Origin of the sequence: Azospirillum formosense, from assembly GCF_040500525.1 — a bacterium.
Taxonomy (GTDB): Bacteria; Pseudomonadota; Alphaproteobacteria; order Azospirillales; family Azospirillaceae; genus Azospirillum; species Azospirillum formosense_A.
This window is the reverse complement of record NZ_CP159402.1, coordinates 1,081,519-1,107,634: the sequence shown is the minus strand read 5'-3', so window position 1 is coordinate 1,107,634 and position 26,116 is coordinate 1,081,519. Positions and strand designations below refer to the sequence as shown.

20 protein-coding genes and 1 riboswitch are annotated in these 26,116 nt (G+C 68.6%); of the genes, 9 read left to right on the top strand and 11 right to left on the bottom strand.

Annotated elements, in window-relative coordinates:
- Positions 1 to 305 precede the first annotated feature (305 nt).
- Complete coding sequence (locus ABVN73_RS05230) at positions 306 to 755, top strand: CBS domain-containing protein (protein WP_353859223.1); 450 nt, start codon at positions 306 to 308, stop codon at positions 753 to 755.
- 86 nt (positions 756 to 841) lie between these two features.
- Here ABVN73_RS05230 and ABVN73_RS05225 read toward each other — a convergent pair whose 3' ends face one another.
- Together ABVN73_RS05225 and ABVN73_RS05220 are read right to left on the bottom strand one after the other, a co-directional pair.
- Positions 842 to 2,590, bottom strand: a complete 1,749-nt coding sequence (locus tag ABVN73_RS05225) for a PEP/pyruvate-binding domain-containing protein (RefSeq protein WP_353859222.1) — start codon at positions 2,588 to 2,590, stop codon at positions 842 to 844.
- A gap of 247 nt (positions 2,591 to 2,837) precedes the next feature.
- Entirely contained in the window at positions 2,838 to 3,590 is a 753-nt protein-coding gene (locus tag ABVN73_RS05220) for an NUDIX hydrolase (RefSeq protein ID WP_353859221.1), read from the bottom strand.
- A 212-nt stretch (positions 3,591 to 3,802) separates the two neighbouring features.
- On the opposite strand from ABVN73_RS05220, the gene pyk reads away from it, so the two are divergent.
- Entirely contained in the window at positions 3,803 to 5,266 is a 1,464-nt protein-coding gene (gene pyk / locus ABVN73_RS05215) for a pyruvate kinase (RefSeq protein ID WP_353859220.1), read from the top strand.
- Positions 5,267 to 5,310: 44 nt separating this feature from the next.
- On the opposite strand, the gene ABVN73_RS05210 is transcribed toward pyk, so the two are convergent.
- Together ABVN73_RS05210 and ABVN73_RS05205 are read right to left on the bottom strand one after the other, a co-directional pair.
- Positions 5,311 to 6,000, bottom strand: coding sequence for a GntR family transcriptional regulator (locus tag ABVN73_RS05210; protein ID WP_014240292.1), 690 nt, complete (start codon positions 5,998 to 6,000; stop codon positions 5,311 to 5,313).
- Positions 6,001 to 6,170: 170 nt separating this feature from the next.
- Positions 6,171 to 6,794, bottom strand: a complete 624-nt coding sequence (locus ABVN73_RS05205; protein ID WP_353859219.1) for a thiamine phosphate synthase — start codon at positions 6,792 to 6,794, stop codon at positions 6,171 to 6,173.
- 195 nt (positions 6,795 to 6,989) lie between these two features.
- Between ABVN73_RS05205 and gcl the strand changes: the two genes are divergently transcribed.
- The 5 genes from gcl to oxlT (ABVN73_RS05180) all read left to right on the top strand — a co-directional run bounded on the left by gcl (position 6,990) and on the right by oxlT (ABVN73_RS05180) (position 13,827).
- Positions 6,990 to 8,759, top strand: a complete 1,770-nt coding sequence (gene gcl / locus ABVN73_RS05200) for a glyoxylate carboligase (RefSeq protein WP_353859218.1) — start codon at positions 6,990 to 6,992, stop codon at positions 8,757 to 8,759.
- A gap of 208 nt (positions 8,760 to 8,967) precedes the next feature.
- A complete protein-coding gene (gene hyi, locus ABVN73_RS05195; protein WP_353859217.1) occupies positions 8,968 to 9,765 on the top strand; it encodes a hydroxypyruvate isomerase in 798 nt (265 codons plus the stop codon).
- Positions 9,766 to 9,845: 80 nt separating this feature from the next.
- Complete coding sequence (gene glxR, locus ABVN73_RS05190) at positions 9,846 to 10,754, top strand: 2-hydroxy-3-oxopropionate reductase (protein ID WP_353859216.1); 909 nt, start codon at positions 9,846 to 9,848, stop codon at positions 10,752 to 10,754.
- A 256-nt stretch (positions 10,755 to 11,010) separates the two neighbouring features.
- A complete protein-coding gene (locus tag ABVN73_RS05185; RefSeq protein WP_353859215.1) occupies positions 11,011 to 12,273 on the top strand; it encodes a glycerate kinase in 1,263 nt (420 codons plus the stop codon).
- 255 nt (positions 12,274 to 12,528) lie between these two features.
- Complete coding sequence (oxlT, locus tag ABVN73_RS05180) at positions 12,529 to 13,827, top strand: oxalate/formate MFS antiporter (RefSeq protein WP_353859214.1); 1,299 nt, start codon at positions 12,529 to 12,531, stop codon at positions 13,825 to 13,827.
- A gap of 82 nt (positions 13,828 to 13,909) precedes the next feature.
- Here oxlT (ABVN73_RS05180) and thiC read toward each other — a convergent pair whose 3' ends face one another.
- The gene (gene thiC / locus ABVN73_RS05175; protein ID WP_353859213.1) at positions 13,910 to 15,751 is read right to left on the bottom strand and encodes a phosphomethylpyrimidine synthase ThiC; all 1,842 of its coding nucleotides are present in this window, start codon (positions 15,749 to 15,751) and stop codon (positions 13,910 to 13,912) included.
- 103 nt (positions 15,752 to 15,854) lie between these two features.
- Positions 15,855 to 15,967: riboswitch (TPP riboswitch) on the bottom strand.
- 202 nt (positions 15,968 to 16,169) lie between these two features.
- Here thiC and ABVN73_RS05170 point away from each other — a divergent pair.
- Positions 16,170 to 16,358 carry a hypothetical protein gene (locus ABVN73_RS05170; RefSeq protein WP_145626533.1) on the top strand — a complete coding sequence of 63 codons (189 nt, stop codon included), beginning with the start codon at positions 16,170 to 16,172 and terminating at the stop codon, positions 16,356 to 16,358.
- Between the two features lie 87 nt (positions 16,359 to 16,445).
- Here the strand turns inward: ABVN73_RS05170 and oxlT (ABVN73_RS05165) are convergent, their stop codons facing one another.
- Entirely contained in the window at positions 16,446 to 17,708 is a 1,263-nt protein-coding gene (gene oxlT, locus ABVN73_RS05165; RefSeq protein ID WP_353859212.1) for an oxalate/formate MFS antiporter, read from the bottom strand.
- 446 nt (positions 17,709 to 18,154) lie between these two features.
- Entirely contained in the window at positions 18,155 to 19,357 is a 1,203-nt protein-coding gene (locus ABVN73_RS05160; protein ID WP_353859211.1) for an MFS transporter, read from the bottom strand.
- A gap of 104 nt (positions 19,358 to 19,461) precedes the next feature.
- On the opposite strand from ABVN73_RS05160, the gene ABVN73_RS05155 reads away from it, so the two are divergent.
- Positions 19,462 to 20,349 carry a LysR family transcriptional regulator gene (locus ABVN73_RS05155; protein ID WP_353859210.1) on the top strand — a complete coding sequence of 296 codons (888 nt, stop codon included), beginning with the start codon at positions 19,462 to 19,464 and terminating at the stop codon, positions 20,347 to 20,349.
- A 270-nt stretch (positions 20,350 to 20,619) separates the two neighbouring features.
- Here the strand turns inward: ABVN73_RS05155 and sucD are convergent, their stop codons facing one another.
- From sucD to oxc, 4 genes are all read right to left on the bottom strand, one after another.
- A complete protein-coding gene (sucD, locus tag ABVN73_RS05150; protein WP_014241630.1) occupies positions 20,620 to 21,495 on the bottom strand; it encodes a succinate--CoA ligase subunit alpha in 876 nt (291 codons plus the stop codon).
- 1 nt (position 21,496) lies between these two features.
- The gene (sucC, locus tag ABVN73_RS05145) at positions 21,497 to 22,693 is read right to left on the bottom strand and encodes an ADP-forming succinate--CoA ligase subunit beta (protein ID WP_353859209.1); all 1,197 of its coding nucleotides are present in this window, start codon (positions 22,691 to 22,693) and stop codon (positions 21,497 to 21,499) included.
- Positions 22,694 to 22,928: 235 nt separating this feature from the next.
- Positions 22,929 to 24,206 carry a formyl-CoA transferase gene (gene frc / locus ABVN73_RS05140; RefSeq protein WP_353859208.1) on the bottom strand — a complete coding sequence of 426 codons (1,278 nt, stop codon included), beginning with the start codon at positions 24,204 to 24,206 and terminating at the stop codon, positions 22,929 to 22,931.
- Between the two features lie 111 nt (positions 24,207 to 24,317).
- On the bottom strand, positions 24,318 to 26,075 hold the full coding sequence (gene oxc / locus ABVN73_RS05135) for an oxalyl-CoA decarboxylase (RefSeq protein ID WP_353859207.1): 1,758 nt from the start codon (positions 26,073 to 26,075) through the stop codon (positions 24,318 to 24,320).
- Positions 26,076 to 26,116 lie beyond the last annotated feature (41 nt).

Below are 26,116 nucleotides of genomic sequence, written 5' to 3'. Positions count from 1 at the left end.
AGCTATCGTTGTGGGCACCCTGACAAACGCCATAGGAGGCGGGTGAACGTCACGGGAATGGCCGCGTGGTTCGGTGGTCTCATTGCATGAAAATGCGATTTCACTGATTGTTCGTCACATTAGCTATTGACGCCCCGTGGCATCTGGTATACCAAATATCCATCACCTGCCACTGCCCGATGCCCAGGTGCCGCCGACGGCCTTCGACCGGCCCGCCGCGGTTCCACCGGTCAAGTTCCGGTCCCCCGTGGGGGTCTCCGTGCAGGGCGCGCTTACGCAACCCGCTGTCTGGTGGAGGGCTCGCCATGAAAGTCGCCGACATTCTTCGGACCAAGGAATCCCGCGTCGTCACCGTGCGTTCCGGCGAAACCATCGAGGAGGCCATCCGGCTGATGAAGTCGGAAAACATCAGCGCCCTGGTGGTCAAGGACGTCTGCCGGACCGAGGGCAACGCCGTTGCCGGCATGCTGTCGGAGCGCGACGTCGTCTACGCGCTGCTGGACCGCGGCGCCTCCGTCCTGAAGACGCCGGTCTTCATGCTGATGTCGCGCGCACCGCAGACCTGCTCGCCCGACGACAGCGTCGTCCACGCGCTCGAGCTGATGGACCGCCACCACATCCGCCATCTGCCGGTGCTCGACGGCTCGACGCTGGTCGGCGTCGTCAGCGCCCGCGACTTCACCAAGCTCCAGCTCACCGAGATGGTCGCCCACACCCAGCCCCCGGCCCAGGAAACCCCGGTCTACGCCCACTGACCGCGGAGCGGCGGAAGCGCACAGGCCCCAGCCAGAAGGCCCGTCGTCCCATCGGACGGCGGGCCTTTCTTCATGGCTTCACGTCATCATTCACCGACGCCCTCGGCCCAGCGCAGCAGCAGCGCCATGGCTTCCGGAGGCTCGGGGCGGATCATCGGCACGCTGCCCAGGATCACGTGGCCGGCCCCGCCGTCGACGGTGATGATCTCGCCGGCCCGGACGGTCACGTCCCCCGCGGTCATCACGCCGGCCGCCGGATCGACGCGCAACATGCGCGCCCCGGTGACACAAGGCAGGCCCATGGCGCGGGCGACGGTGGCGGCGTGGCTGGTCGCTCCGCCGCGGGCGGTCACCACCGCGCAGGCCACCTGCATGCCGTGCACGTCGTGGGGCGAGGTTTCCGGACGGCACAGCACCACCGCCACGCCTTCCGCCGCCAGCCGCACCGCCTCGTCCGAGGTGAAGACCGCGATGCCGGTGGCCGCGCCGGAGGACGCCGGCAGGCCGCAGGCGATCACGTCGCGGGGGGCGTCGGGATCGGCGATGGGGCGCAGGCTGTCCGCCAGCGCCGGCAGGTCGGCGCGCCGCACCGCCTCGGCCCGCGAGATGATGCCGGCCTGCGCCAGCTCCGTGGCGATCCGCACCCCCGCTTCCGGGGTCCGCTTGCCGGCGCGCGATTGGAGGATGAACAGGCGGCCCTGCTGGACGGTGAACTCGATTTCCTGCATGTCGCCGAAATGGCGCTCCAGCCGGTCGGCGATGCGGCCCAGCTCGGCGAAGGCCGCCGGGGCGACCGCTTCAAGCGAGGCGTCGGCGCCGGCCAGCGGCCCCGGCGTGCGCAGGCCGGACACGATGTCCTCGCCCTGGGCGTCGGCCAGGAACTCGCCGCACAGCGCGGCCTCGCCGGTGGATGGGTCGCGGCTGTGGGCCACCCCGGTGCCGGAGGCGCCCCCGCGGTTGCCGAACACCATCGACTGCACCGTCGCCGCGGTGCCCCAGTCGTCGGGAATGCCGTGCAGCGCCCGGTAGGTCACGGCGCGGGCGTTGCTCCAGGAGCGGAAGATGGCCCCGATGGCGGCGAAGAGCTGGGTCCGCGCGTCCTGAGGAAAGGGCTCCCCCGCCTCGCGCTCGATCACCGCGCGGTAGGCGGCGGCGACGGCGCGCCAGTCGGCGGCGCGCAGCTCGGCGTCGCGGCTCAGCCCGCGCGTCTCCTTGTAAGCCTCCAGCGCCGCGTCGAAGACATGGGCGCCCACCCCTTGCACCACCGTGCCGTAGGTCTGGATCAGCCGGCGGTAGCAATCGTAGGCGAAGCGGGCGTCGCCGCTGCGCGTCGCCAGCCCCTTCACCGTCGCGTCGGTCAGGCCGAGATTCAGGATGGTGTCCATCATGCCGGGCATCGAGGCGCGAGCGCCGGAGCGGACCGACACCAGAAGCGGGTTTTCCGCCCCGCCGAAGCGGGCCCCCGCCACGCCTTCCAGCCGGGTCAGCGCCTCTTCCACCTGGGCGGCCAGCCCGGCGGGGAAGCCGCCCTGCCCGGCGCGGTGCCGGCGGCTGGCCTCGGCCACGATGGTGAAACCCGGCGGCACCGGCACGCCCAGCCGGGCCATCTCGGCCAGCCCGGCGCCCTTGCCGCCCAGCTCCGCCTGCATGCCGCCGTGCCCCTCCGCACCGCCACCGCCGAAGGCGTAGACCCACCGCTGTCCACCAACGCCCTGTCCACCGGCAACCGGTCCACCGGCCGCCGGCAGCGCCGCGTGCCCGGCAACCACAGCGGCACCGACGGCGATGGTGCCGCTGGTGTCGGTGGAGCCTTGGATGATGGACTGGTGGAGCATGGACCTATCCTCGCGTCGGCGTGGCGTTCAGGCACCCAATGGACATGAACGGAAAAATTTTCCGGTCAAACCGATATCTTATTTCCCCATAATGCCACTTTGCGAACTGAGTGCAATGCACAAATAGTCGCATTTGCGACGATAACGCTTCGGCGGCGAAAAAAGGCACGGGAAATTCCGCATAGCGGAATTTTAGGCGAATTGATGGCGGGAAATGCGCGGCGCGCAACCGGGCTGGCCGGGGCGCTCAGCCCAGCCGCGCCTGCTCTAGCGGAACGCGGGTCAGCGGGTAACCCAGCCCTTCCGGGATGCACAGCGCCGGCCCCTCGGGGGTGTCGGCGGGACGGGGCAGGATGGGGGGCAGGGGATGAAAGCGCACGGCCTCCTCCATGGCGTGGCGGACCGTGCGGCAGCCGGCCAGACGCAGCAAAGTCATCCGGGTGGCGAAGACCAGCGACAGCCGCTCGGCTTCCGCCTCGGCCAGGATGGCCTGCGGTGTGCCCCAGAATCCGGCGACCGCCTCCACCCCGTCGACCACGGCGGTCTGGCGCGGCGGCGCCTTGGCGATGAAGAACAGGGTGTCGTAGCGCCGCCACACGCTCTCCGGCGTGACCCAGCGGGCGAAGGGCACCAGCGCCCCCACGTCCGGCTCAATCCCCGCCGCCAGCAGCCGCTCCAGGAAGGTCCCGCCCGAAGCGCCCCGCAGCCCGTCGAGAAGGGCGGCATCCACCGCGCCGCCGGTCATCAGCAGCCCGCACTCCTCGAACGCCTCGCGGATCGCGGCCATCCGCTGCGGCATGTCGTCGGTCAGCGGCAGCGACAGCTCCCGCCAGGGCAGTTCGCTGTCCTCCGCGTCCAGCCGCCCGCCGGGAAACACCGTGGCGCCGGGCGCAAAGCGAAGGTCGCGGTGGCGCTGGATCATGAAGACCTCCAGCCCGTCCACGCTGTCGCGCAGAAGGATCAGGCCGGCGGCGGAAAGCGGCTCGACAGGCGTGTTCATGGCATCGTCCTGGCTGATCGCGGGCGCCCAGTGTCCGCCGAGCGCTCACCCCCGGTCAAACCAACCGTGTGACTTCCCGCTATGTGGAAAAGCCATAGCGGCGATTTGACCCCCACCCCACCCTAGTCGCAGCATCGCCCCAGCACCCCACGCAGTCACCGCACGAGCCGCACCGCATCGTCTCGTCATCGCCCTCTCAGGAGGCCCGCGCCATGCAGCGCAACCGCAGCACCAAGATCGTCGCCACTCTGGGGCCGGCCAGCTCGACCTACAGCCAGATTTTCGCCCTCGCCGAGGCCGGCGTGGATGTCTTCCGCCTGAACGCCAGCCATGGCACGCAGCGCGACCACGCCGAACGCTACCGCCAGATCCGCGCGGTCGAGGAGACGGTCGGGCGCCCCATCGGCGTGCTTCTCGATCTTCAGGGCCCGAAGCTGCGCGTCGGCACCTTCAAGGAGGTGGCGGTGATCCTGGCCGGCGGCGACCGCTTCCGCCTCGACCTCGACCCGACCCCCGGCGACCGCAGCCGCGTCTGCGTTCCCCATCCGGAGATCTTCGCCAGCCTGGAGCCGGGCCACGAGCTTCTGCTGAACGACGGGCGCATGCGCCTGCGCGTGCTGAGCTGCGGCCCCGACCACGCGGAGACCGAGGTCATGGTCGGCGGCACCCTGTCCGACCGCAAGGGCATGAACGTCCCCGGCACCACGCTGGCCCTCAGCGCCCTGTCGGAGAAGGACCGCAACGACCTGCAGTTCGGCCTGACGCTGGGCGTGGACTGGATCGGCCTCAGCTTCGTGCAGCGGCCCGAGGACATCCTGGAGGCGCGCGCCCTGATCGGCGACCGCGCCCACATCATGACCAAGGTGGAGAAGCCCGCCGCCCTGCCCCGACTCGAGGAGATCATCGCCCTGTCGGACGCCGTGATGGTGGCCCGCGGCGACCTCGGCGTGGAGCTGCCGCCGGAGGACGTGCCCGGCCTGCAGAAGCGGATGATCCGCCTGAGCCGCGCCGCCGGCAAGCCGGTGATCGTCGCCACCCAGATGCTGGAATCCATGATCACCGAGCCGACGCCGACGCGCGCCGAGGCGTCGGACGTGGCGACCGCCGTCTATGACGGGTCGGACGCCGTGATGCTGTCGGCGGAGTCCGCGTCGGGCAAGCATCCGGTGGAGGCCGTGGCGATGATGGACCGCATCATCCGCCGGGTCGAGCGCGACCCCCTCTACCGCCGCATCATGGACTCCGAGCACCCGAGCCCGGAGGCGACCACCCCGGACGCCCTGTCCGCCGCGGCCCGTCAGATCGCCGAAACCATCTCGGCCGCCGGCATCGCCACCTTCACCAGCACCGGCTCCACCGCGCGGCGCGCCTCGCGCGAGCGGCCGACCGTGCCGATCCTCGGCCTCAGCGCCGAACGCGGCACCGCCCGCCTGCTGTCGCTGGCCTGGGGCGTGCACCCGGTGTGGACCGCCGACGTGGCGAATTTCGCGGAAATGGTCGAGCGGGCGAGCCTCGTCGCCGCCCAGGAGGGCATCGGCGCCCCCGGCCAGTCGCTGATCGTGACGGCGGGCGTTCCCTTCGGAACGCCCGGCACCACCAACAGCCTGCGCGTGGTCACGATCACCGCGAACGGGCTGAACAGCGTGACGACCGCTCAGCTCCACGAGCCGGCCTGACCACCCGTGATGTGCCCTTCCCCCTCACCGGGGGCGGGGCACCATTACTCCAGGAAGTCGCAATGCTTCTCGACGTGCGCCGCCAGACCCAGCGTGTGGTCGCGGATCAGGTGTTCGGCCTGATCGACGTCGCGGCGTTCCAGGGCCTTGATGATTTCCTTGTGGTCGTTGATCGACCGCTCCGCCCGGTTGTCCTGGCCGATGGTCAGCTTGCGGATGGCGCGGATGTGGATGAACAGGTTGTCGGTCATCTCCTGGATCAGCTTGGACCCGCTGAGCCGGATGATGCTCTTGTGGAAGGCGATGTTGGCGTCGGAGTATTCGTTGACATGCTCCTTGGGGTTCCGCATCTCGAAGTTGCGGAAGAGGTCCCACAGGGTGCGGATGTCCTCGTCGGTGGCCTGGGTCGCGACCATCCGCCCGGCCATGCTTTCCAGCGCCGCCCAGACTTGGATCATCTCGACGATCTCGGCCTTGGTCTTGCGGATGACGAAGATGCCCCGGCGCGGCTGGAGGCGGATGAACCCCTCCTGCTCCAGCAGGGTCAGCGCCTCGCGGATCGGCGTCCGGCTGACGCCCAGCAGCTCGCTGAGCTGCCGCTCCTCAAGCCGGATCTCGTCGTTATGGTCGTAAATGTCCATTTGCGAGATGGCTTGCTTCAACGCATGGTACGCTTGGCTGCGGAAGGTCGTTCCGGTGTCGAGCGGCTGGACGTTGATCGGCGGAGGGTTCATGGTCGGCACCGTTCCTCAATGCTGGCCGTCCGGAAACACCCCACTGTGCGCCGGCCCGGTCGTGCGAAAGGCATCGCATCGTTTTCGTATATGAGATACCAGATGCACATTTCGGACTGAAAAGTCCAGAACCACGATAAGGAAAGGACGGCTCCGCCCGGCCCCGGTCCTTATGGGTGTCCAGCTTTCAAGGCCTTGAGCAGACCGGACAGGCTGTCCGGCGTCCGCATCAGCGTGCCCATGACCGCCACTCCGGCGGCTCCCGCGTCCAGACAGTCTCCGATAGTGCCCGACTCCACGCCGCCGAGCGCGATGACCGGCAGCGGCGCCTCCGCGGCCAAGCGTCTCAGCCCCTCCGTCCCGAGCGGCGGGCCGTAGCCAGGCTTGCTCGGCGACGGAAAGACGGGCGACAGGGTGACGTAGTCCGCCCCGCCCGCCGCGGCCCGCCGAATCCCCTCCGCGTCGTGGGCCGACAGCCCGACCAGCGCGCCGGGGCCGAGCCGCCGCCGTGCCGCCGCCACGTCGGCGCCCTCCGGCAGATGCACCCCGTCCGTCCCGGCGGCCAGCGCCAGATCCGGATCGCCGTGCAGCGTGACCAGCGCCCCCCAGGGCCGCGCCCGCTCCACCAGCGCATGCGCCAGGGCGATCTGCCGCGACTCGTCCAGATCCTTTTCGCGCAGCGACAGCCATCGCAGCCCCCCGGCGAACAGGCGCGCCGCCTGATCCGGCAGGGGCTGCGCCGCCTGCCGCCGGTCGGTGATCGCCAGGAGGCGGGGACTTGGGATCGCCATCATCCGCTCACGATGACAGCGCCATCGGGACTGTGCAAGTGCAGCATAATTGTCCGCGGCGCCGTGAAGGACTGCCCCGTTCGGCGCGATTTCCATCACGCGGAAAGGATTCGCCAACACTTTGCCAATAGCCGCCCCGCTGATGAAAGCTCAATCCAACGCAACAGCGACCCGTTACGCGAGGGAGGAGACCAAGCCATGGCTAGGATGATGGCGATTGAAGCGGCGGTGCATGTCCTGGAAAAGGAAGGCGTGTCCGTTTGCTTTGGCGTCCCCGGAGCGGCCATCAATCCGTTCTACGCGGCGCTGCAACGCAACGGCCGCATCGGCCACGTTCTTGCGCGCCATGTCGAAGGCGCGTCGCATATGGCCGAAGGCTACACGCGCGCCAAGGCCGGCAACATCGGCGTCTGCATCGGCACCTCCGGCCCCGCCGGCACCGACATGATCACGGGCCTTTATTCGGCCTCCGCCGACTCCATTCCGATCCTGTGCATCACCGGCCAGGCGCCGCGCGCCCGCCTGCACAAAGAGGATTTCCAGGCCGTGGACATCCCGTCCATCGCCAAGCCGGTCGCCAAGTGGGCGGTCACCGTGCTGGAGCCGGGGCAGGTCCCCTACGCCTTCCAGCAGGCCTTCCACCTGATGCGCTCCGGCCGGCCCGGCCCGGTGCTGCTCGACCTGCCGATCGACGTGCAGATGGCCGAGATCGAGTTCGATCCTGACTCCTACGAGCCGCTGCCCACCTACAAGCCGGCGGCGACCCGCGCCCAGGTGGAGAAGGCGCTGGCCATGCTGAACGCGGCGGAGCGTCCGCTGCTGGTGGCCGGCGGCGGCATCATCAACGCCGACGCCAGCGACCGTCTGGTCGAGTTCGCCGAGATCGCCGGCCTGCCGGTCATCCCAACCCTGATGGCCTGGGGCGCCATCCCGGACGACCATCCGCTGATGGCCGGCATGGTCGGTCTGCAGACCGCCCACCGCTACGGCAACGCCGCCATGCTGGCGTCCGACTTCGTGCTGGGCATCGGCAACCGCTGGGCCAACCGCCACACCGGCTCGGTCGACGTCTACACCAAGGGCCGCAAGTTCGTGCATGTGGACATCGAGCCGACCCAGATCGGCCGCGTCTTCGCGCCGGACCTGGGCATCGTGTCCGACGCCGGGGCCGCGCTCGACCTCTTCATCGAGGTGGCGAAGGAATGGAAGGCCGCCGGCAAGCTGCGCGACTGGTCGGAGTGGGTGAAGACCTGCCAGGTCCGCAAGCGCTCCATGCTGCGCAGGTCGGACTTCGCCAACGTGCCGATCAAGCCGCAACGCGTCTATCAGGAGATGAACACCGCCTTCGGCGAGGACGTCTGCTACGTCTCGACCATCGGCCTGTCGCAGATCGCCGGCGCGCAGTTCCTGCACGTCTACAAGCCGCGCCATTGGATCAACTGCGGTCAGGCCGGTCCGCTCGGCTGGACCCTGCCGGCGGCGCTCGGCGTTCGGGTGGCCGACCCGAAGCGCAAGATCGTCGCTCTGTCCGGCGACTACGACTTCCAGTTCCTGATCGAGGAGCTGGCGGTGGGCGCGCAATTCAAGCTGCCCTACATCCACGTGCTGGTGAACAACAGCTATCTCGGGCTGATCCGGCAGGCGCAGCGCGCCTTCCAGATGGACTTCCAGGTCCAGCTCTCCTTCGAGAACATCAACGCCCCGGAGATCGGCGTCTACGGCGTGGACCACGTCGCGGTGGCCGAGGGTCTGGGCTGCAAGGCCATCCGCGTCACCGACCCGGACAACCTGCAATCCGCCTTCGCGCAGGCGCAGCAGTGGATGGACGAGTTCCAGGTCCCGGTGGTCGTCGAGGTCATCCTGGAGCGCGTCACCAACATCGCCATGGGCACGGAGATCAACAACATCACCGAGTTCGAGGACGTGCTGGACGTGCCCGCGGACGAGCCGGAGCTGGTGCGGGTCTGATCGGCGCACCGCGCGCCCCAATCCCCTCCCCCGCCCAGCGGGGGAGGGTCAGGGTGGGGGCAAGCGGCCCAACCAGTTCCACGGTTCCGCAGGGTGAAAAAAGGCGGCCGTCGCATTGACGCCCCCTTCGTCGCCCTCCGATCCTGACCGCCAACCGGCCAAGCCTGTAACGAACATCCGGCCCGAAACGAACATCCGGGAGAGAGACATGCCCAAGTTCGCCGCCAACCTGACGATGCTCTACAACGAGTTGCCCTTCCTCGACCGCTTCGCCGCGGCGGCGAAGGACGGCTTCACCGGCGTCGAGTATCTGTTCCCCTACGCCTTCGAGAAGGACGCGCTGGCCGAGCGGCTGGCCGCCAACCGGCTGACCCAGGTCCTGCACAACCTGCCGGCGGGCGATTGGGACGCGGGCGAGCGCGGCATCGCCGTCCTGCCGGACCGCGTGGGCGAGTTCCAGGACGGGGTGGGCCGCGCCATCGAGTACGCCACAGCGCTGGGCTGCAAGCAGATCAACTGCCTCGCCGGCAAGGCCCCGGCGGGCGTGGCGGCGGACGCGCTGGAGCGCACCTTCGTGGACAACCTGTCCTTCGCCGCCAAGGCGCTGAAGCAGGCCGGCATCCGCTTCCTGGTCGAGCCGATCAACACCCGCGACATTCCGGGCTTCCACCTGACCAACACCGCGCAGGCGGAACGGATCCTGGAGGCCGTCGGCTCCGACAACCTCTTCATCCAGTACGACGTCTATCACATGCAGATCATGGAGGGCGATCTCGTCCCGACCATCCAGCGCCTGCTGCCGAAGATCGCGCATGTCCAGATCGCCGACAATCCGGGCCGCAACGAGCCGGGCACCGGCGAGATCAACTACCCCTTCGTCTTCGCGGCGCTCGACCGGATCGGCTACGACGGCTGGGTCGGCTGCGAGTACAAGCCGGCCAAGGGGACCAGCGAAGGGCTGGGCTGGATGCGCGCCGCCACCCCCGGCGAGACCGTCGCCGCCTGATGGCCATCGCCTGAGGGGGGGCCGCCTGATCGCGCACCCTGTTTCGACCGCCCGAACACAGAAGATTTGAGGACACAGCCATGAACGTTGGATTCATCGGTCTCGGCATCATGGGCCGCCCCATGGCCGGTCATCTGGCCGACGCCGGCCACACCCTGTTCGTCTACGACATCAACCCGGCCCCGGAAGACCTGCTGGCCAAGGGTGCCACGGCCTGCGGCTCCAGCCGCGAGGTGGCTCAGAAGGCCGACATCGTCTTCACGATGGTCCCCGACACCCCCCATGTGCAGGCCGCCCTGTTCGGCCCGAACGGCGTCGCCGAGGGGCTGTCCGCCGGGAAGATCGTCGTGGACATGTCCTCGATCTCCCCGATCGAGACCAAGGCCTTCGCCCAGCGCATCAACGAGCTGGGCTGCGACTACCTCGACGCCCCGGTGTCCGGCGGCGAGGTCGGCGCCAAGGCCGCCTCGCTGACCATCATGGTCGGCGGGCCGGAGAAGGCCTTCGAGACGGTGAAGCCGCTGTTCGAGAAGATGGGCAAGAACATCACGCTGGTCGGCGGCAACGGCGACGGCCAGACGACAAAGGTCGCCAACCAGATCGTCGTCGCCCTGACCATCGAGGCGGTGGGCGAGGCCCTGCTCTTCGCGTCCAAGGCCGGCGCCGACCCGGCGAAGGTCCGTCAGGCCCTGATGGGCGGCTTCGCCTCCTCGCGCATCCTCGAGGTCCATGGCGAGCGCATGGTCAAGCGCACCTTCGATCCGGGCTTCCGCATCGAGCTGCACCAGAAGGACCTGAACCTCGCCCTGTCCGGCGCCCGCGCGCTCGGCGTGTCGCTGCCCAACACGGCGACCTGCCAGGAGCTGTTCAACGCCTGCGCCGCCCAGGGCGGCAAGGCGTGGGACCATTCCGGCATGGTCCGCGCGCTGGAGCTGCTCGCCAACCACGAGATCGGCCAGAACCACCGCGTGACCGAACCCGCGGAGTGAGGGTGCCTGACATTCCCTCTCCCGCCCCGGGAGAGGGAGGGGCCCATGCGCAGCATGGGAGGGTGAGGGTGCCACCAAGGATCAGCGATCAATCCTCGCACGACCCTCACCCGGCCCTTCGGGCCACCCTCTCCCGGGACGGGAGAGGGAAAGACGCCCTCCCCATTGCCCGCCGCGCCAAATCCGTTAGCATTCCCAGCACATGAGGACCGGCGCCGGCGAACGGCGCGGCTCAGGGAAGGGACAGAACCAGACCATGACGACCACCGATCCCCGCGCGCTCCTGACCGACATGTTCCGCGCCGCCGTCGCCTCGGCGCAGCCGGCGCTGTGCGTGCCGCCGCATCTTCCGGAACCGCCGAAGGGCCGCACGGTCGTCGTCGGTGCCGGCAAGGCCGCGGCTTCCATGGCGAAGGCGGTGGAGGATCACTGGAAGGGTCCGCTGTCCGGTCTGGTCGTCACCCGCTACGGCCACAACGTGCCCTGCGAGCGGATCGAGGTGGTCGAGGCGTCGCACCCCGTCCCCGACGAGGCGGGCCAACAGGCGGCAAGGCGCATCCTCGACATCGCCGCCTCGCTCGGCCCCGACGACCTGATGCTCTGCCTGATCTCCGGCGGCGGCTCCGCCCTGCTCGCCCTGCCCGCTCCGGGCATCTCCATGGCCGACAAGCAGGCGGTGTCCAAGGCGCTGCTCCGCTCCGGCGCGAACATCACCGAGATGAACTGCGTCCGCAAGCACCTGTCCGCCATCAAGGGCGGGCGGCTGGCCGCGGCGACCAAGGCGCGGGTGGTCTCGCTGGTCATCTCCGACGTGCCGGGCGACGACCTGTCGGTGATCGCCTCCGGCCCCACCGTGCCGGACCCGACCAGCTACGCCGACGCGCTGGCCGTTCTGGAGAAGTACGGCATCACCCCGCCGCAGCCGGTCATGGACCATCTGCTGGCCGGCCGCGACGAGAGCCCGAAGCCCGGCGACCCGCGGCTGGAGCGCGTCAGCACCATCCTGGTCGCCACCCCGCAGATGGCGCTGGAGCGCGCGGCGGAGGTCGCCCGCAAGGCCGGCGTCACCCCGGTCATCCTCGGCAACGCGCTGGAGGGCGAGTCGCGCGAGGTGGCGCTCGTCCATGCCGGCATCGCCCGCCAGATCGTCGAGCACGACCAGCCGGCGGCCAAGCCCTGCGTTCTGCTGTCGGGCGGCGAGACCACGGTGACCGTGCGCGGCAAGGGCCGCGGCGGGCGCAACGCCGAGTTCCTGCTGGCGCTGACCGTGGCGCTGGACGGAATAAAGGGGGTGCACGCCCTGGCCGCCGACACCGACGGCATCGACGGGACGGAGGACAACGCCGGCGCCCTGCTCGCCCCCGACACGCTGGCCCGCGCCGCCGAGGCCGGCGTCAACGCCAAGGAGAGGCTGGCCGACAACGACGGCTACAGCTTCTTCAGCGCGCTCGGCGACCTGCTGGTGACCGGGCCGACGCTGACCAACGTCAACGACTTCCGGGCCGTTCTGGTCGTGTAAGCGGTGAGGCGTCGCCGGCCGATTTGATATATCACTTACGGCCAGAGCGGCGCCCGCTCACGAAAATTTGTTGCTGTCTCCACGGATTATCCGCCACACTCATCGTCAAGGCATCACGAATTTGGCGTCTGGCATGCCAACGGCATGCAACCGGATTGCCCCGTTCGAAGGATAAAGCGAAGCGGTCGGGCACCGAACGCACCCCGCGCGCGCCAGGACAAGAACGAGATAGCGGACCCATCCGGGAGGAACCATATGCGCCAAACCGGTGCGCGGAGCGCCCTGCCTGTCGGCGGGCGTTGGATGCAGTTGCTTGCCGGCGTCATCTGCATGTCGATGATCGCCAATCTCCAGTACGGGTGGACCCTCTTCGTCGAACCCATCGACGACAAGCATGGCTGGGGCCGTGCGGCCATCCAGGTGGCCTTCACCATCTTCATCGTCACCGAAACATGGCTGGTGCCCGTCGAGGGCTGGTTCGTGGACCGCTTCGGCCCGCGGATCGTCGTGCTGTTCGGCTCGGTGCTCTGCGCCGCCTCCTGGGCGCTGAACGCGGTGGCGGATTCTCTTCTCGTGCTCTACGTGGCGGCGGCCATCGGCGGCATCGGGGCGGGCGCCGTCTACGGCACCTGCGTGGGCAACGCGCTGAAATGGTTCCCCGACCGGCGCGGTCTGGCCGCCGGCATCACCGCGGCGGGCTTCGGAGCCGGTTCCGCCCTGACGGTGGTGCCCATCGCCACGATGATCGAGACCTCGGGCTACGAGGCGACCTTCATGGCCTTCGGGCTGGGCCAGGGGCTGGTCGTCTTCGCGCTCGCCTGGCTGCTGGTCGCCCCGCCCTCCGCCTCCCTCGCCCGCGGCGGCTTCGCCGCCCCGCCCGCGCAGCGGCAATACACGCCGAGCCAGATGGTCCGCACCCCGGTCTTCTGGGTCATGTACGCCATGTTCGTGATGGTGGCCGGCGGCGGGCTGATGGCGACGGCGCAGCTCGGCCCGATCGCCCAGGATTTCGGGCTGGCCCACGCGCCGGTCAGCATCCTCGGCCTCACCCTGCCCGCCCTGACCTTCGCCCTGTCCATCGACCGGGTGCTGAACGGGCTGACCCGCCCCTTCTTCGGCTGGGTGTCCGACCACATCGGGCGCGAGAACACCATGTTCATCGCCTTCGCCATCGAGGCGGTGGGCATCGTCGCGCTCAGCCTCTACGGCCGCGACCCGGTGGCCTTCGTTCTGCTGACCGGTCTGGTCTTCTTCGCCTGGGGCGAGATCTACAGCCTGTTCCCGGCCTGTTGCGCCGACACCTTCGGGTCGAAGTTCGCCGCCAGCAACGCCGGGCTGCTCTACACCGCCAAGGGCACGGCGGCGCTGCTGATCCCCTTCGCCAACATCATCGCCGACGCCACGGGAAGCTGGCACGCGGTCTTCCTGCTGGCCGCCGCGGTCAACGCGCTGGCCGCCGTGCTGGCGCTGTTCGTCCTGCGCCCGATGCGCAGCCGCATGGCCGCCGAGTCGCACGGCGCGCCGGGCGGCCGAAGCGCAACGGCCACGCCCTGACGCTCTCTTCCCCTCCCCCCGCCTGGGGAAGGAGCCGAAGCGAGGGGGCGCCCGCGAGGGCGTCCCCTTTTCGATTCGGGCGCTACTTGGCCGCCTGCCCCTCCTCCAGATAGATCTCCCCGCCCTTGACACGGAAGCTCTCCGACATCTCGGCCATGCCGGAGTTGGCGTACTCCCGCACCTCCTGCGTGATCTTCATCGAGCAGAACTTCGGCCCGCACATCGAACAGAAATGCGCGACCTTCGCCCCTTCCGCCGGCAGGGTCTGGTCGTGGAAGCGCTCCGCCGTCTCCGGATCGAGCGACAGGTGGAACTGGTCGCGCCAGCGGAACTCGAAGCGGGCGCGCGACAGGGCGTCGTCCCGCTCCTGCGCGCCGGGGTGACCCTTGGCGAGGTCGGCGGCGTGGGCGGCGATCTTGTAGGTGACCACGCCCACCTTGACGTCGTCGCGGTCCGGCAGCCCCAGATGCTCCTTCGGCGTGACGTAGCAGAGCATCGCCGTGCCGAACCAGCCGATCATGGCGGCGCCGATGGCGCTGGTGATGTGGTCGTAGCCCGGCGCGATATCCGTGGTCAGCGGCCCGAGCGTGTAGAAGGGGGCCTCGCCGCACAGGGCCAGCTGCTTGTCGACGTTGGCCTTGATCTTGTGCATGGGCACATGGCCCGGCCCCTCGATCATCACCTGAACGTCATGCTTCCAGGCGATCTTGGTCAGCTCGCCCAGCGTCTCCAGCTCGGCGAACTGGGCGGCGTCGTTGGCGTCGGCGATGGAACCGGGGCGCAGCCCGTCACCCAGCGAGAAGGCGACGTCGTACGCCTTCATGATCTCGCAGATCTCCTCGAACCGTTCGTAGAGGAAGCTCTCGCGGTGATGCGACAGGCACCATTTCGCCATGATCGAGCCGCCGCGCGACACGATGCCGGTGGTGCGCTTCGCGGTCAGCGGGATGTGCGCCAGACGGATGCCGGCGTGGATGGTGAAATAGTCCACCCCCTGCTCCGCCTGCTCGATCAGCGTGTCGCGGAAGATCTCCCAGGTCAGGTCCTCGGCCTTGCCGCCGACCTTCTCCAGCGCCTGATAGATCGGCACGGTGCCGATGGGGACCGGGCTGTTGCGCAGGATCCATTCGCGGGTGGTGTGGATGTTGCGGCCGGTGGACAGGTCCATCACGGTGTCGGCGCCCCAGCGGATCGACCAGACCATCTTGTCGACCTCCTCCCCCACCGACGACGCGACGGCGGAGTTGCCGATGTTCGCGTTGATCTTGGTGAGGAAGTTGCGGCCGATGATCATCGGCTCCGACTCGGGGTGGTTGATGTTGGCCGGGATGATCGCCCGCCCGCGCGCCACCTCGTCGCGGACGAACTCCGGGGTCACATGGTCGGGGATGGAGGCGCCGAAGTCGTCGCCGTCCCGCGCCGCCGCCTCGGCCAGCCTCTGGCGGCCCAGATTCTCGCGGACGGCGATGTACTCCATCTCCGGCGTGACGATGCCGGCGCGGGCGTAGGCCATCTGCGTGACCGCCCGGCCCGGCTTGCCGCGCAGCGGGCGGCGCCCGGCGCGGTCGAAGACGGGCACGGCGCGCGTCTCGCCGGCGCGCAGCCCGTCGTCCTCCGGACGGACCTCGCGGCCCTCATAGGCCTCGACGTCGCCGCGCGCCTCGATCCAGGAACGCCGCAGCTCCGCCAACCCGCGGCGGATGTCGGTCCGCACGGCGGGATCGCTGTAGGGACCGGAGGTGTCGTAGACGCGCACCGGCGGCTCGCCGCCGCCCACATGGATGTCGCGCATGGCCACGCGCAGGTCGGGGAAGCGCTCCCCCGCCACATGGACCTTGCTGGACGACGGCAGCGGGCCGGTCGTCACCGAGAAGTGGTCGGACGGCGCGGCCTTTTGGGAAGCGGGGGGAAGTGAGTCAGGCATCTGCTGTGGATCTCCATCGCACATAGGATCGTTGGAGACCCGGGTGTGACGGAGCGGCAGAACGGACGACCGGAGCGGTCCCCTGGAGGGAGTGCGCGTGACGATGGCCCGTTTGTTCCTGTCCCTACGCCGGTACGACCCGGATCAGGTTCAAAGGGTTCGGCGCCTTACGGCATCATCTCAGCCCCGTGCTATGGGGCTCCCCTTGGAACGTCGCCATGCTGAACCATCCGCCCTGCCCACGTCAACGCGATTCACGGCGAATCCCGCACCACCAAATCAATTGGCCAATGCAATTGGCGCGGTTCTGGTATCCATTATCTGGTATACAAAATCCTATTGCGCAGCCTGAGCCGGGCCGCTATGCTGCATCACAACAAAAAACAAAGCCCCCTCCCGAGTGCCCGGAGCCCGTCCCATGCTCGAATCACAGATGATCGCCTTCGTCGCCCTGGCCGGCCTGATGGGCCACGGCCTGACCCTGCTGATGCGGGAGGACGACGAGTGGAACTCCGATCCTCAGGACGAGCAGCCGGACGGCCTCTGGTCGTCGGACCGCTTCAACCAGTCCGGCGAGGGCCACAACCGCCCCTTCTTCCTGGAATGAAAGAAGGCCGCCGCGCGGGGTGCGCGCGGCGGCCGTCATCGACGATAACGTCATCCGGGATGCGAAACCTAAAGCTTCGCGGACCGATCAGTGGCCGGGTTGCACCGCCAGCCCACCCGCACCCTGCTGGGCGGCGAGTTCGGCGTTTCGGGCGTGGTGCTTGCGCAGCATGGGCCGCAGGACGGCGATGGCGCAGAAGGCCGCGATGAGGTCCATGGTGGCGCAGATGTAGAGCACGGTCGCCCAGGTGCCGGTGGCTTCCATCAGCAGGTTGCCCAGCGGGACCAGCAGGGCCGCGACGCCCTTGGCGCAGTAGAGCACGCCGTAGATCTTCGCCGCATGCTTGGTGCCGAAGGTGTCCGCCGAGGTGGCGCTGAACAGGCTGTACACTTCGCCCCAGGCCAGGAACACCAGACCCGACAGGATCAGGAACATGATCGGGTCGTGGCCGAAGCGGCTGAGCATCAGGATGCCGAGGCCTTCGAAGGTGAAGGCGATGAACATCGTCGCTTCACGGCCGATGTGGTCGGAGACGAAGCCGAACAGCGGACGGGAGATGCCGTTCATCACGCGGTCGAGCATCAGCGCGAAGGGCAGAGCCGCCATGGTGATGCCGAACAGGCTGATCGGGGCTTCCTTCACGCCCAGATCGTGGGCGATCACGCCGAGCTGGGCCACCGCCATCAGACCGCCGGACACGGTGCAGATGAACATGACCATCATGACCCAGAAGACCGGCGTCTGCAGCGCTTCCTTCAGCGTGTAGTCGCGGCGGGACTGCAGGACCTTGGTCGAGGCCTTCACCTGATCCTTCTGCGGGGCGCGCAGGAAGAAGGCGGCGATGAGGATGATCGTGCCCTGCAGCAGGCCGAACCAGAAGAAGGTCGCCTGATAGCCCGAGGAGTGGATCATGTTGGCGATCGGCAGGATCGTCACGGCCGAGCCGGCGCCGTAGCCGCCCGCGGTCAGGCCGACGGCAAGGCCGCGCTTGTCCGGGAACCACTTCAGGGCGCTGTTGACGCAGGTGGCGTAGACGCAGCCGACGCCGATGCCGCCGATGGCCGAACCGACATAGAGCATGCCGAGCGAGCCGGCGTAGCTGTCGATGATCCAGGAGAGGCCGGTCATCACGCCGCCGAAGGCGACGATGGCGCGGGGGCCGTAGCGGTCGATGAAGTAGCCTTCGATGGGGGTCAGCCAGGTCTGGACGACGACGAAGACGGTGAAGGCGGTCTGGATCGAAGCGCGGGTCCAGCCATGGGTGGCCTGGATTTCCGGCACGAAGAGCGTCCAGGCATACTGGATGTTGGCCGCGGCCACCATGCAGACGATGCCGACGACGATCTGCATCCAACGCGCGCCGTCGGAAATGGGCGCCTGAGAGCCGCCGGAACTGTTAAACGCTGGCCTCTGGGATTCTGTCGATCCAACCATCATTCCCTCCCGTGGGATTGCGACGCTTTGATACCGGGCATGAGGGTCCCCTCGGGCGGACGAGGCGGCGCCTGAGCAAGCGTCCGCGTCGCCGCGCCATGGGCGGCCTTGTTCCGTGCCGATGTGAGTCATGGTTCAATGGTGCGCTGGAGAGCCGGTCACGCCGTCCCTGCGTTCGTGGCGCTCCAGATACGGCATATGGTATGCCAGAGACATGATTGTTGGCAACACGAACTTTTGGCGCGTTGCGCTTTTCATCCAAAAATTTTTCGGGCTTTCGAAAGCCGGACGGCCGGGAGGGTCAACCCCGCCTTGAAGGCGGGGCTTGATGGCGTTTTCGCAGGATGACGCGCGGACCGGCGTCAGGCGGTGGCGGAGGCGGCGCGGGACGAGGCGGTGACGGCGAGCGCCGCGATGGCCGCCGCCAGCGGCACGAAGGACACCCACAGCACCGTGTCCCAGCCGAACATCGCCAGCAGCCCGCCCGACGCGAAGGACCCCAGGGCCATCGTTCCGAACACGATGAAGTCGTTGAGCGACTGCACCTGGGTCTTCTCCTCCGGGCGGTGGCACTCCAGAACGAGCGCGGAGGCCCCGAGGAAGCCGAAGTTCCAGCCGACTCCCAGAAGGATCAGACTGACCCAGAAATGCGCCACGTCGATGCCCCCCAGCCCCACCACGGCCGAGGCGGCGATCAGGCCCAGGCCGGCGAACACCATGCGGGGCGCGCCGAAGCGCTCGACCAGCCGCCCGGTGACGAAGCTCGGGGCGTACATGGCGATCACGTGCCATTGCAGCCCGAGGTTGGACACCTCCTGCGACAGGCCGCACAGCCGCATCGCCAGTGGCGCCGCCGTCATGATGAAGTTCATCAGAAGATAGGAGACGACTCCGCACAGCACGGCGGTGAGGAATCGCGGCTGGCGCGCGATGACGCCGAGCGGCCGCCCCCCGGCTGACTCCGCCGCGGTCGGCATCGGCAGCCGAACCCCGACGAGCACCAGGGCGGACACCGCCGCCACGGCGGCCTGGGCGATGAAAGTCGCCAGGAACAGATACGGCGGCCAGACATCCATCGTGACGGTGACGAGCTGCGGCCCGATGACACCGGCGAACACGCCGCCCGCCATCACGGCGGACATGGCCCTCGGCCGCCGCTCCGGTTCGACGCAATCGGTGGCGGCGAAGCGGAAGGACAGGACCACGGCGGCGTAGGCGCCGCCGGGAATCATCGCCGCGCAAAACAGCCAGAAACTCCCCAGAACCACCGCCAGGGCGGAGAGCAGCCCGACGAGCACGCCGCAGCCGGTCCCCGCCAGAAAGGCGGCCCGCCGCCCATGCCGCCGGGCGATCGCCCCGGCGGGAATGGTGCAGATCGCCATTCCCACGACAAAGATCGAGAGCGGCAGCGTGGCCAGCGCCGGGCTCGGCGCCAGCGTGTTCCCGACAATGGCACCCGTCGCATAGACGACCACCGCGTTGGCGCCGGCCAGGGCCTGCGCGGTGGCGAGGCGCAGAACGTTCGCCGTCCCATGCGCGTAACGGTTGGTGTCGGCTTGACTCATGACGGTTCCCGGGAATCGCTCAGTGACGGTTGCCCCACACCTACCGACCCGTCATCATGAATGAAAATGGTATTTTCTCATGATTGGATGAACAGGGGTCATGAATGATTGACCGCCAGATTCTCACGATCCTGCGGGAGGTGGACCGGGCGGGCAGCGTCACCGCCGCCGCCGACCGCCTGAACCTCAGCCAGTCGGCGCTGAGCCACACGGTGCGCAAGTTCGAGGAGCGCTGCGGCGTGGAGATCTGGACGAAGAAGGGGCGCATCCTCCGCTTTACCCAGGCCGGGCAGCATCTCCTGTCGCTGGCGCAGCGCCTGCTGCCGCAATTCGAACACGCCGAGCGGGTTCTTGCCGACTTCGCGTCGGGCCGCCGCGGCGCGCTGCGGGCGGGCATGGAATGCCACCCCTGCCAAGCCTGGCTGATGCGGATGACCGCCCGCTATCTCGCGCAATGGCCGGACGTGGACATCGATGTCCGCACCGCCTTCCGCTTCGACGGCGTGGCGGCGCTGCTCGACAACGAGATCGATCTGCTGGTCACCCCTGATCCCATCGAAACCCCCGACGTGCTGTTCACGCCGGTCTTCGATTACGAGTTGGTCCTCGTGGTGCACGACGCGCATCCGCTCGCCGCGCGGGGCGTGGCGCGGCCCGAGGACCTGCGCGCGGAGGAGCTGATCACCGTCCCGGTCGGCCTGGAACGGCTGGACGTCTACACGCGCTTCCTCGTCCCGGCCCACTGCCGTCCGCTCCGTCACAAAACGGCGGAGACGACCGACCTGATGCTCCAGCTCGTCGCCGCCCGGCGCGGAGTTACCGTCCTGCCGGACTGGCTGGTGCGCGAGGAGGGCGCCGGGCTGCCCATCCGCTGCGTGCGGCTGGGAACCGAAGGGATCGGCAAGAGCATCCATCTCGGCGTCCGCCGCGGCGAGGAAAGCGTGGACTACATCGCCGGCTTCCTCACCCTCGCCCGCACGACCGATCGCTGAGAGCAAAAAAATGGCCGTGCTGTTTCCAGCACGGCCAGTGATTTCGAGAGGCTCGCATAAATGCAGAGCAACAACCCGCCCGATACAAAGGGTGAAGCACCCTGTGCAAGACCAAGATGACTGGTCAGACCACTCGGCGCAACGCCTCTTTTCCGACTTTCCACATTGCGAAAACGCTCCCTCCCCCGCATGAATACATAAAAAAGAAGACCGCGCCGTTGCCGGCGCGGCCAGTCACTTCGGGGAAAACACCACAGCGACGAAAACGGATCAGCCCTTGAAGACCTTGAGCATGGTGGAACCCAGGCTCGCGGGGCTGTCGGCGACGGCGATGCCGACGGACTTCATGAACTCGATCTTGAAGTCGGCGGTGTCGTTGCCGCCGGAGATCACCGCACCGGCATGGCCCATGCGGCGGCCCGGAGGCGCGGTGCGCCCGGCGATGAAGCCGACGACCGGCTTCTTGGTCCCGGAGTCGCGGATGAACTCCGCGCCCTTGACCTCGGCGTCGCCGCCGATCTCGCCGATCATGATGATGCCCTCGGTCTCCGGGTCCTTCAGGAACAGCTCCAGGCTGTCCACGAAGTTCGTCCCGTTCACCGGGTCGCCGCCGATGCCGATGCAGGTCGTCTGGCCCAGCCCCGCCGCGGTGGTCTGCGCCACCGCCTCGTAGGTCAGCGTGCCCGAGCGCGAGACGATGCCGATCTTGCCGCGCTTGTGGATGTGGCCCGGCATGATGCCGATCTTGCACTCGTCGGGCGTGATGATGCCCGGGCAGTTCGGCCCGATCAGACGGGTCTTGGAGTTGCCCAGCGCCCGCTTGACGCGCACCATGTCGAGCACCGGGATGCCCTCGGTGATGCACACCACCAGCGGGATCTCCGCGTCGATCGCCTCCAGGATGGCGTCGGCCGCGAAGGGCGGCGGCACGTAGATGACGGACGCGTTGGCGCCGGTCTTCTCGACCGCGTCGGCCACCGTGTCGAAGACCGGCAGGTCGAGGTGCTTGGTGCCGCCCTTGCCCGGGGTGACGCCGCCGACCATCTTGGTGCCGTAGGCGATCGCCTGCTCGGAATGGAAGGTGCCCTGGGCGCCGGTGAAGCCCTGGCAGATCACCTTCGTGTTCTTATCGACGAGAACAGCCATCTTACGCGGCCTCCTTCACGGCCTTGACCACCTTCTCGGCGGCGTCGGCGAGGTTGTCGGCCGACAGGATCGGCAGACCGGACTCGGCAAGGATCTTCTTGCCCAGCTCGACGTTCGTGCCTTCCAGGCGGACGACCAGCGGAACGTGCAGGTGCACCTCGCGGGCGGCCGCGACCACGCCTTCGGCGATGACGTCGCAACGCATGATGCCGCCGAAGATGTTGACCAGGATGCCTTCGACGTTCGGGTCGGAGAGGATCAGCTTGAAGGCCGCGGTGACGCGCTCCTTCGTGGCGCCGCCGCCGACATCGAGGAAGTTGGCCGGCTCGCCGCCGTACAGCTTGATGATGTCCATGGTGCCCATCGCCAGGCCGGCGCCGTTGACCATGCAGCCGATGTTGCCGTCCAGCTTGACGTAGTTGAGGTCATGCTTGGCGGCTTCGACCTCGGCCGGGTCCTCTTCCGCGACGTCGCGCAACTCGGCCACGTTCTTGTGGCGGAACAGGGCGTTGTCGTCGAAGGCCATCTTGGCGTCGAGCGCCAGGATCTCGCCCGAACCGGTGACGATCAGCGGGTTGATCTCGACGATCGCGCAGTCAAGCTCGGTGAAGGCGCGGTACATGGCGGTCAGGAACTTCCCCGCCGCCCCGACCTGCTTGCCTTCGAGGCCGAGCGCGAAGGCGACCTTGCGGGTGTGGTAGCCCTGGATGCCAGTGGCCGGATCGACGGCGACCTTGACGATCTTCTCCGGCGTGTTGTGGGCGACCTCCTCAATCTCCATGCCGCCCTCGGTGGACGCCATGATGGTGACGCGGCCGGTGGCGCGGTCGACGAGCATGCCGAGATACAGCTCGCGCTTGATGTCAGCGCCTTCCTCGACGTAGAGGCGCTTGACCTCGCGGCCGTCCGGACCGGTCTGCTTGGTGACCAGAACGTGGCCCAGCATCTCGCCGGCGTTCTTGCCGACCTCCTCGACGGACTTGACGACGCGGACGCCGCCCTTGCCCCCGGGGTTGTCCTTGAAGCGGCCGGCGCCGCGGCCGCCCGCGTGGATCTGCGACTTCACGACCCACACCGGGCCGCCCAGCTCGCGGGCGACGGTCTCGGCCTCCTCGGGAGAGAACGCCACGCCGCCGCGGGGCACCGCGACGCCGTACGTCTTCAGCAGGCCCTTGGCCTGATACTCATGGATGTTCATGGCTGTCTTCGGGAGTTTAAAATGGAAGGGTGCGGGGCGCAGGCCGGCATCGGCGCTGGCGCGTTCCGCGCCGGCACCCTGCGTCCTGTGCTGAATGTGTGGAAGAATGACGATGCGAGCCGATGGCTCGCCGGATGGCCGCGGCCACGCCTCCCACCTCCGGGACGGCGCGCCGGCGGGCCGGCCTCTCTCATGGAGCGGGCGTCCAGTCGGGACGCCCCTGCCACGGCTGTCTTTACTCGGCGGCCATGCGGGGAACGACCAGCCCCAGCGCGCCGCTGTCGCGGACCTCGGCGATGCGGCGCTCGTCGAAGCCGAGCACCTCGCGCAGGATCTCGTCGGTGTGCTCGCCCAGCAGCGGGGAGCGGGTGACCTCGGTCGGGCTGTCCGACAGCTTGATCGGGTTGCCGACGGTCAGGTACTTGCCGCGCGTCGGGTGATCGACCTCGACGATGGTGCCGGTCTCGCGCAGCGACTGGTCCTCCGCCAGCTCCTTCATCGACAGGATGGGGCCGCAGGGGATGTCGTACTTGTTCAGGATCTCCATGACCTCGAACTTCGTCTTGGTCATGGTCCATTCTTCGACGGTCGCGAAGATGTCCTTCAGGCGCGGCAGGCGCGCGGCGGGCGTCGCGTAGTCCGGATCGGTCACCCACTCCGGCTTGCCGATGACGTCGCAGATCTTCGCCCAGACCGGCGCCTGGGTGATGAAGTAGATGTAGGCGTTGGGATCGGTCTCCCAGCCCTTGCACTTGAGGATCCAGCCCGGCTGGCCGCCGCCCGAGGCGTTGCCGGCGCGCGGCACGGTGTCGCCGAACGCGCCGTTGGGGTACTGCGGGTACTCTTTCAGCGGGCCGCGCTCCAGCCGCTGCTGGTCGCGCAGCTTGACGCGGCAGAGGTTGAGCACGGCGTCCTGCATGGCCGCCAGCACCTTTTGGCCGCGCCCGGTCTGGGTGCGCTGGTAGAGCGCCGTCACGATGCCCAGCGCCAGATGCAGGCCGGTGCCGCTGTCGCCGATCTGGGCGCCGGTGACCATCGGCGGGCCGTCGTCGAAGCCGGTCGTCGAGGCCGAGCCGCCGGCGCACTGCGCGACGTTCTCGTAGACCTTGCAGTCCTCGTAGGGGCCGGGGCCGAAGCCCTTGACCGAGGCGACGATGATGCGCGGGTTCAGCTCCTGGATGCGCTCCCAGGTCAGGCCCATGCGCTCGAGCACGCCGGGGGCGAAGTTCTCGACCATCACGTCGCAGATGCGCACCAGATCCTCCAGGACGCGCTTGCCGTCCGGGTTCTTGGTGTCCAGCGTGATGGACCGCTTGTTGTGGTTCAGCATGGTGAAGTAGAGGCTGTCGGCCTCGGGCACGTCGCGCAGCTGGCCGCGCGTGATGTCGCCCTCGCCCGGACGCTCGACCTTGATCACGTCGGCGCCGAACCACGCCAGAAGCTGCGTGCAGGTCGGACCCGACTGAACATGGGTAAAGTCCAGAACCCGCACGCCTTCAAGAGCTTTTCCCATCGTCGTTCCTCCCGGTGGTGCTCTGTGTTTGAAAAGGGCGGCCCCGCCCCTCGCTGGCAGGGCCGCCCGGCCTGGAACCGGAGAACCGGCGTCCTTAGTAACGTTCGACCGTCAGGTCTTGGGCCCCTTGCGGACGGCGCTGGTGGGGTTGAGGCTGCCGATGTTGCCGCTCTCCGACCCGGCGTTGGGGTCGATCACCGCGTTGATCAGCGTCGGCCGGCCGCTGTCCATCGCCGCGCTGACCGCCCGGTACAGCTCGTCCGGCGTCGTCACGTTGACGCCAGCGCCGCCGAAGGCCTCCATCATCTTGTCGTAGCGCGAGTCCGGCACGAAGACCATCGGCGACGGGTCCGACCCGCCCGTCGGGTTCACGTCCGTCCCCTTGTAGATGCCGTTGTTGTTGAACACCACGATGCACACCGGCAGGTTGTAGCGGCAGATCGTCTCCACCTCCATGCCCGAGAAGCCGAAGGCGCTGTCGCCCTCCACCGCCAGAACCGGCTTGCCCGACTCCACAGCCGCCGCCACCGCGAAGCCCATCCCGATGCCCATCACGCCCCAGGTCCCGACGTCCAGGCGCTTGCGCGGCTGGTGCATGTCGATGATCCCGCGCGCCAGGTCCAGCGTGTTGGCCCCCTCGTTCACCAGCAGCGCGTCGGGACGCTCCTGCACCACCCGGCGCAGCGCGCCCAGAGCGCCGTGGAAGTTCATCGGCGAGGCGTTGCTCATCAGCTTGGGCGCCATCTTGGCGATGTTCGCCTCCTTGCGCGCCGCCACGGCCCCCGTCCACTCCGCCGGCGGCGGCGTCCAGCCCTTGGCCATGCCCGCCGTCAGAGCCGACACGCACGACCCGATGTCGCCGACCAGCGGCGCCACGATCGCCACGTTGCTGTCCATCTCCCGCGGCTCGATGTCGATCTGGATGAAGGTCTTCGACCCCGGCTCGCCCCACGTCTTGCCCTTGCCGTGCGACAGCAGCCAGTTCAGCCGCGCCCCCACCAGCACCACCACGTCGGCGTCCTTCAGAACCATCGAGCGCGCCGCGCCCGCCGACTGCGGGTGGGTGTCGGGCAGCAGACCCTTGGCCATGCTCATCGGCAGGAACGGGATGCCGCTCTTCTCGACCAGCTCGCGCACCGCCTCGTCGGCCTGGGCGTAGGCCGCCCCCTTGCCCAGGATGATCAGCGGCCGCTTGGCGCCCTTCAGCACCTCCAGCGCGCGCGCCACCGAGTCCGGCGAGGGCAGCTGCGCCGGCGCGGCGTCGACCACCTTGACCAGCGAGCGGGCACCCTCGGCGGCGTCCATCACCTGCGAGAACAGCTTGGCCGGCAGGTCGAGGTAGACGCCGCCCGGACGGCCCGACACCGCGGCGCGGATGGCCCGGGCCACCGCGATGCCGATGTCCTGGGCGTGCAGCACGCGGAAGGCCGCCTTGCACAGCGGCTTGGCGATGGCCAGCTGGTCCATCTCCTCGTAGTCGCCCTGCTGGAGGTCGACGATCTCGCGCTCCGAGGAACCGGAGATCAGGATCATCGGGAAGCAGTTGGTGGTGGCGTTGGCCAGCGCGGTCAGGCCGTTGAGGAAGCCCGGCGCCGAGACGGTCATGCACACGCCCGGCTTCTTGGTCAGAAAGCCGGCGATCGCCGCGGCGTTGCCGGCGTTCTGCTCGTGGCGGAAGGAGATGACCCGCAGCCCCTCGCCCTGGGCCATGCGCAGCAGGTCGGAAATCGGGATGCCCGGCACGACGTAGAGGTTCTCGATGCCGTTGAGCTTGAGGGCATCGATGACGAGCTGGAAACCATCCGTCAGCGCCGGTTCCGCATCGGTGGCGGCCGTGGCTTGGTTGTTGAGGACTGTGACGGCTGACATAAGGGTTACTCCTCCCCGACTCTTATTCGGATCACGATCGG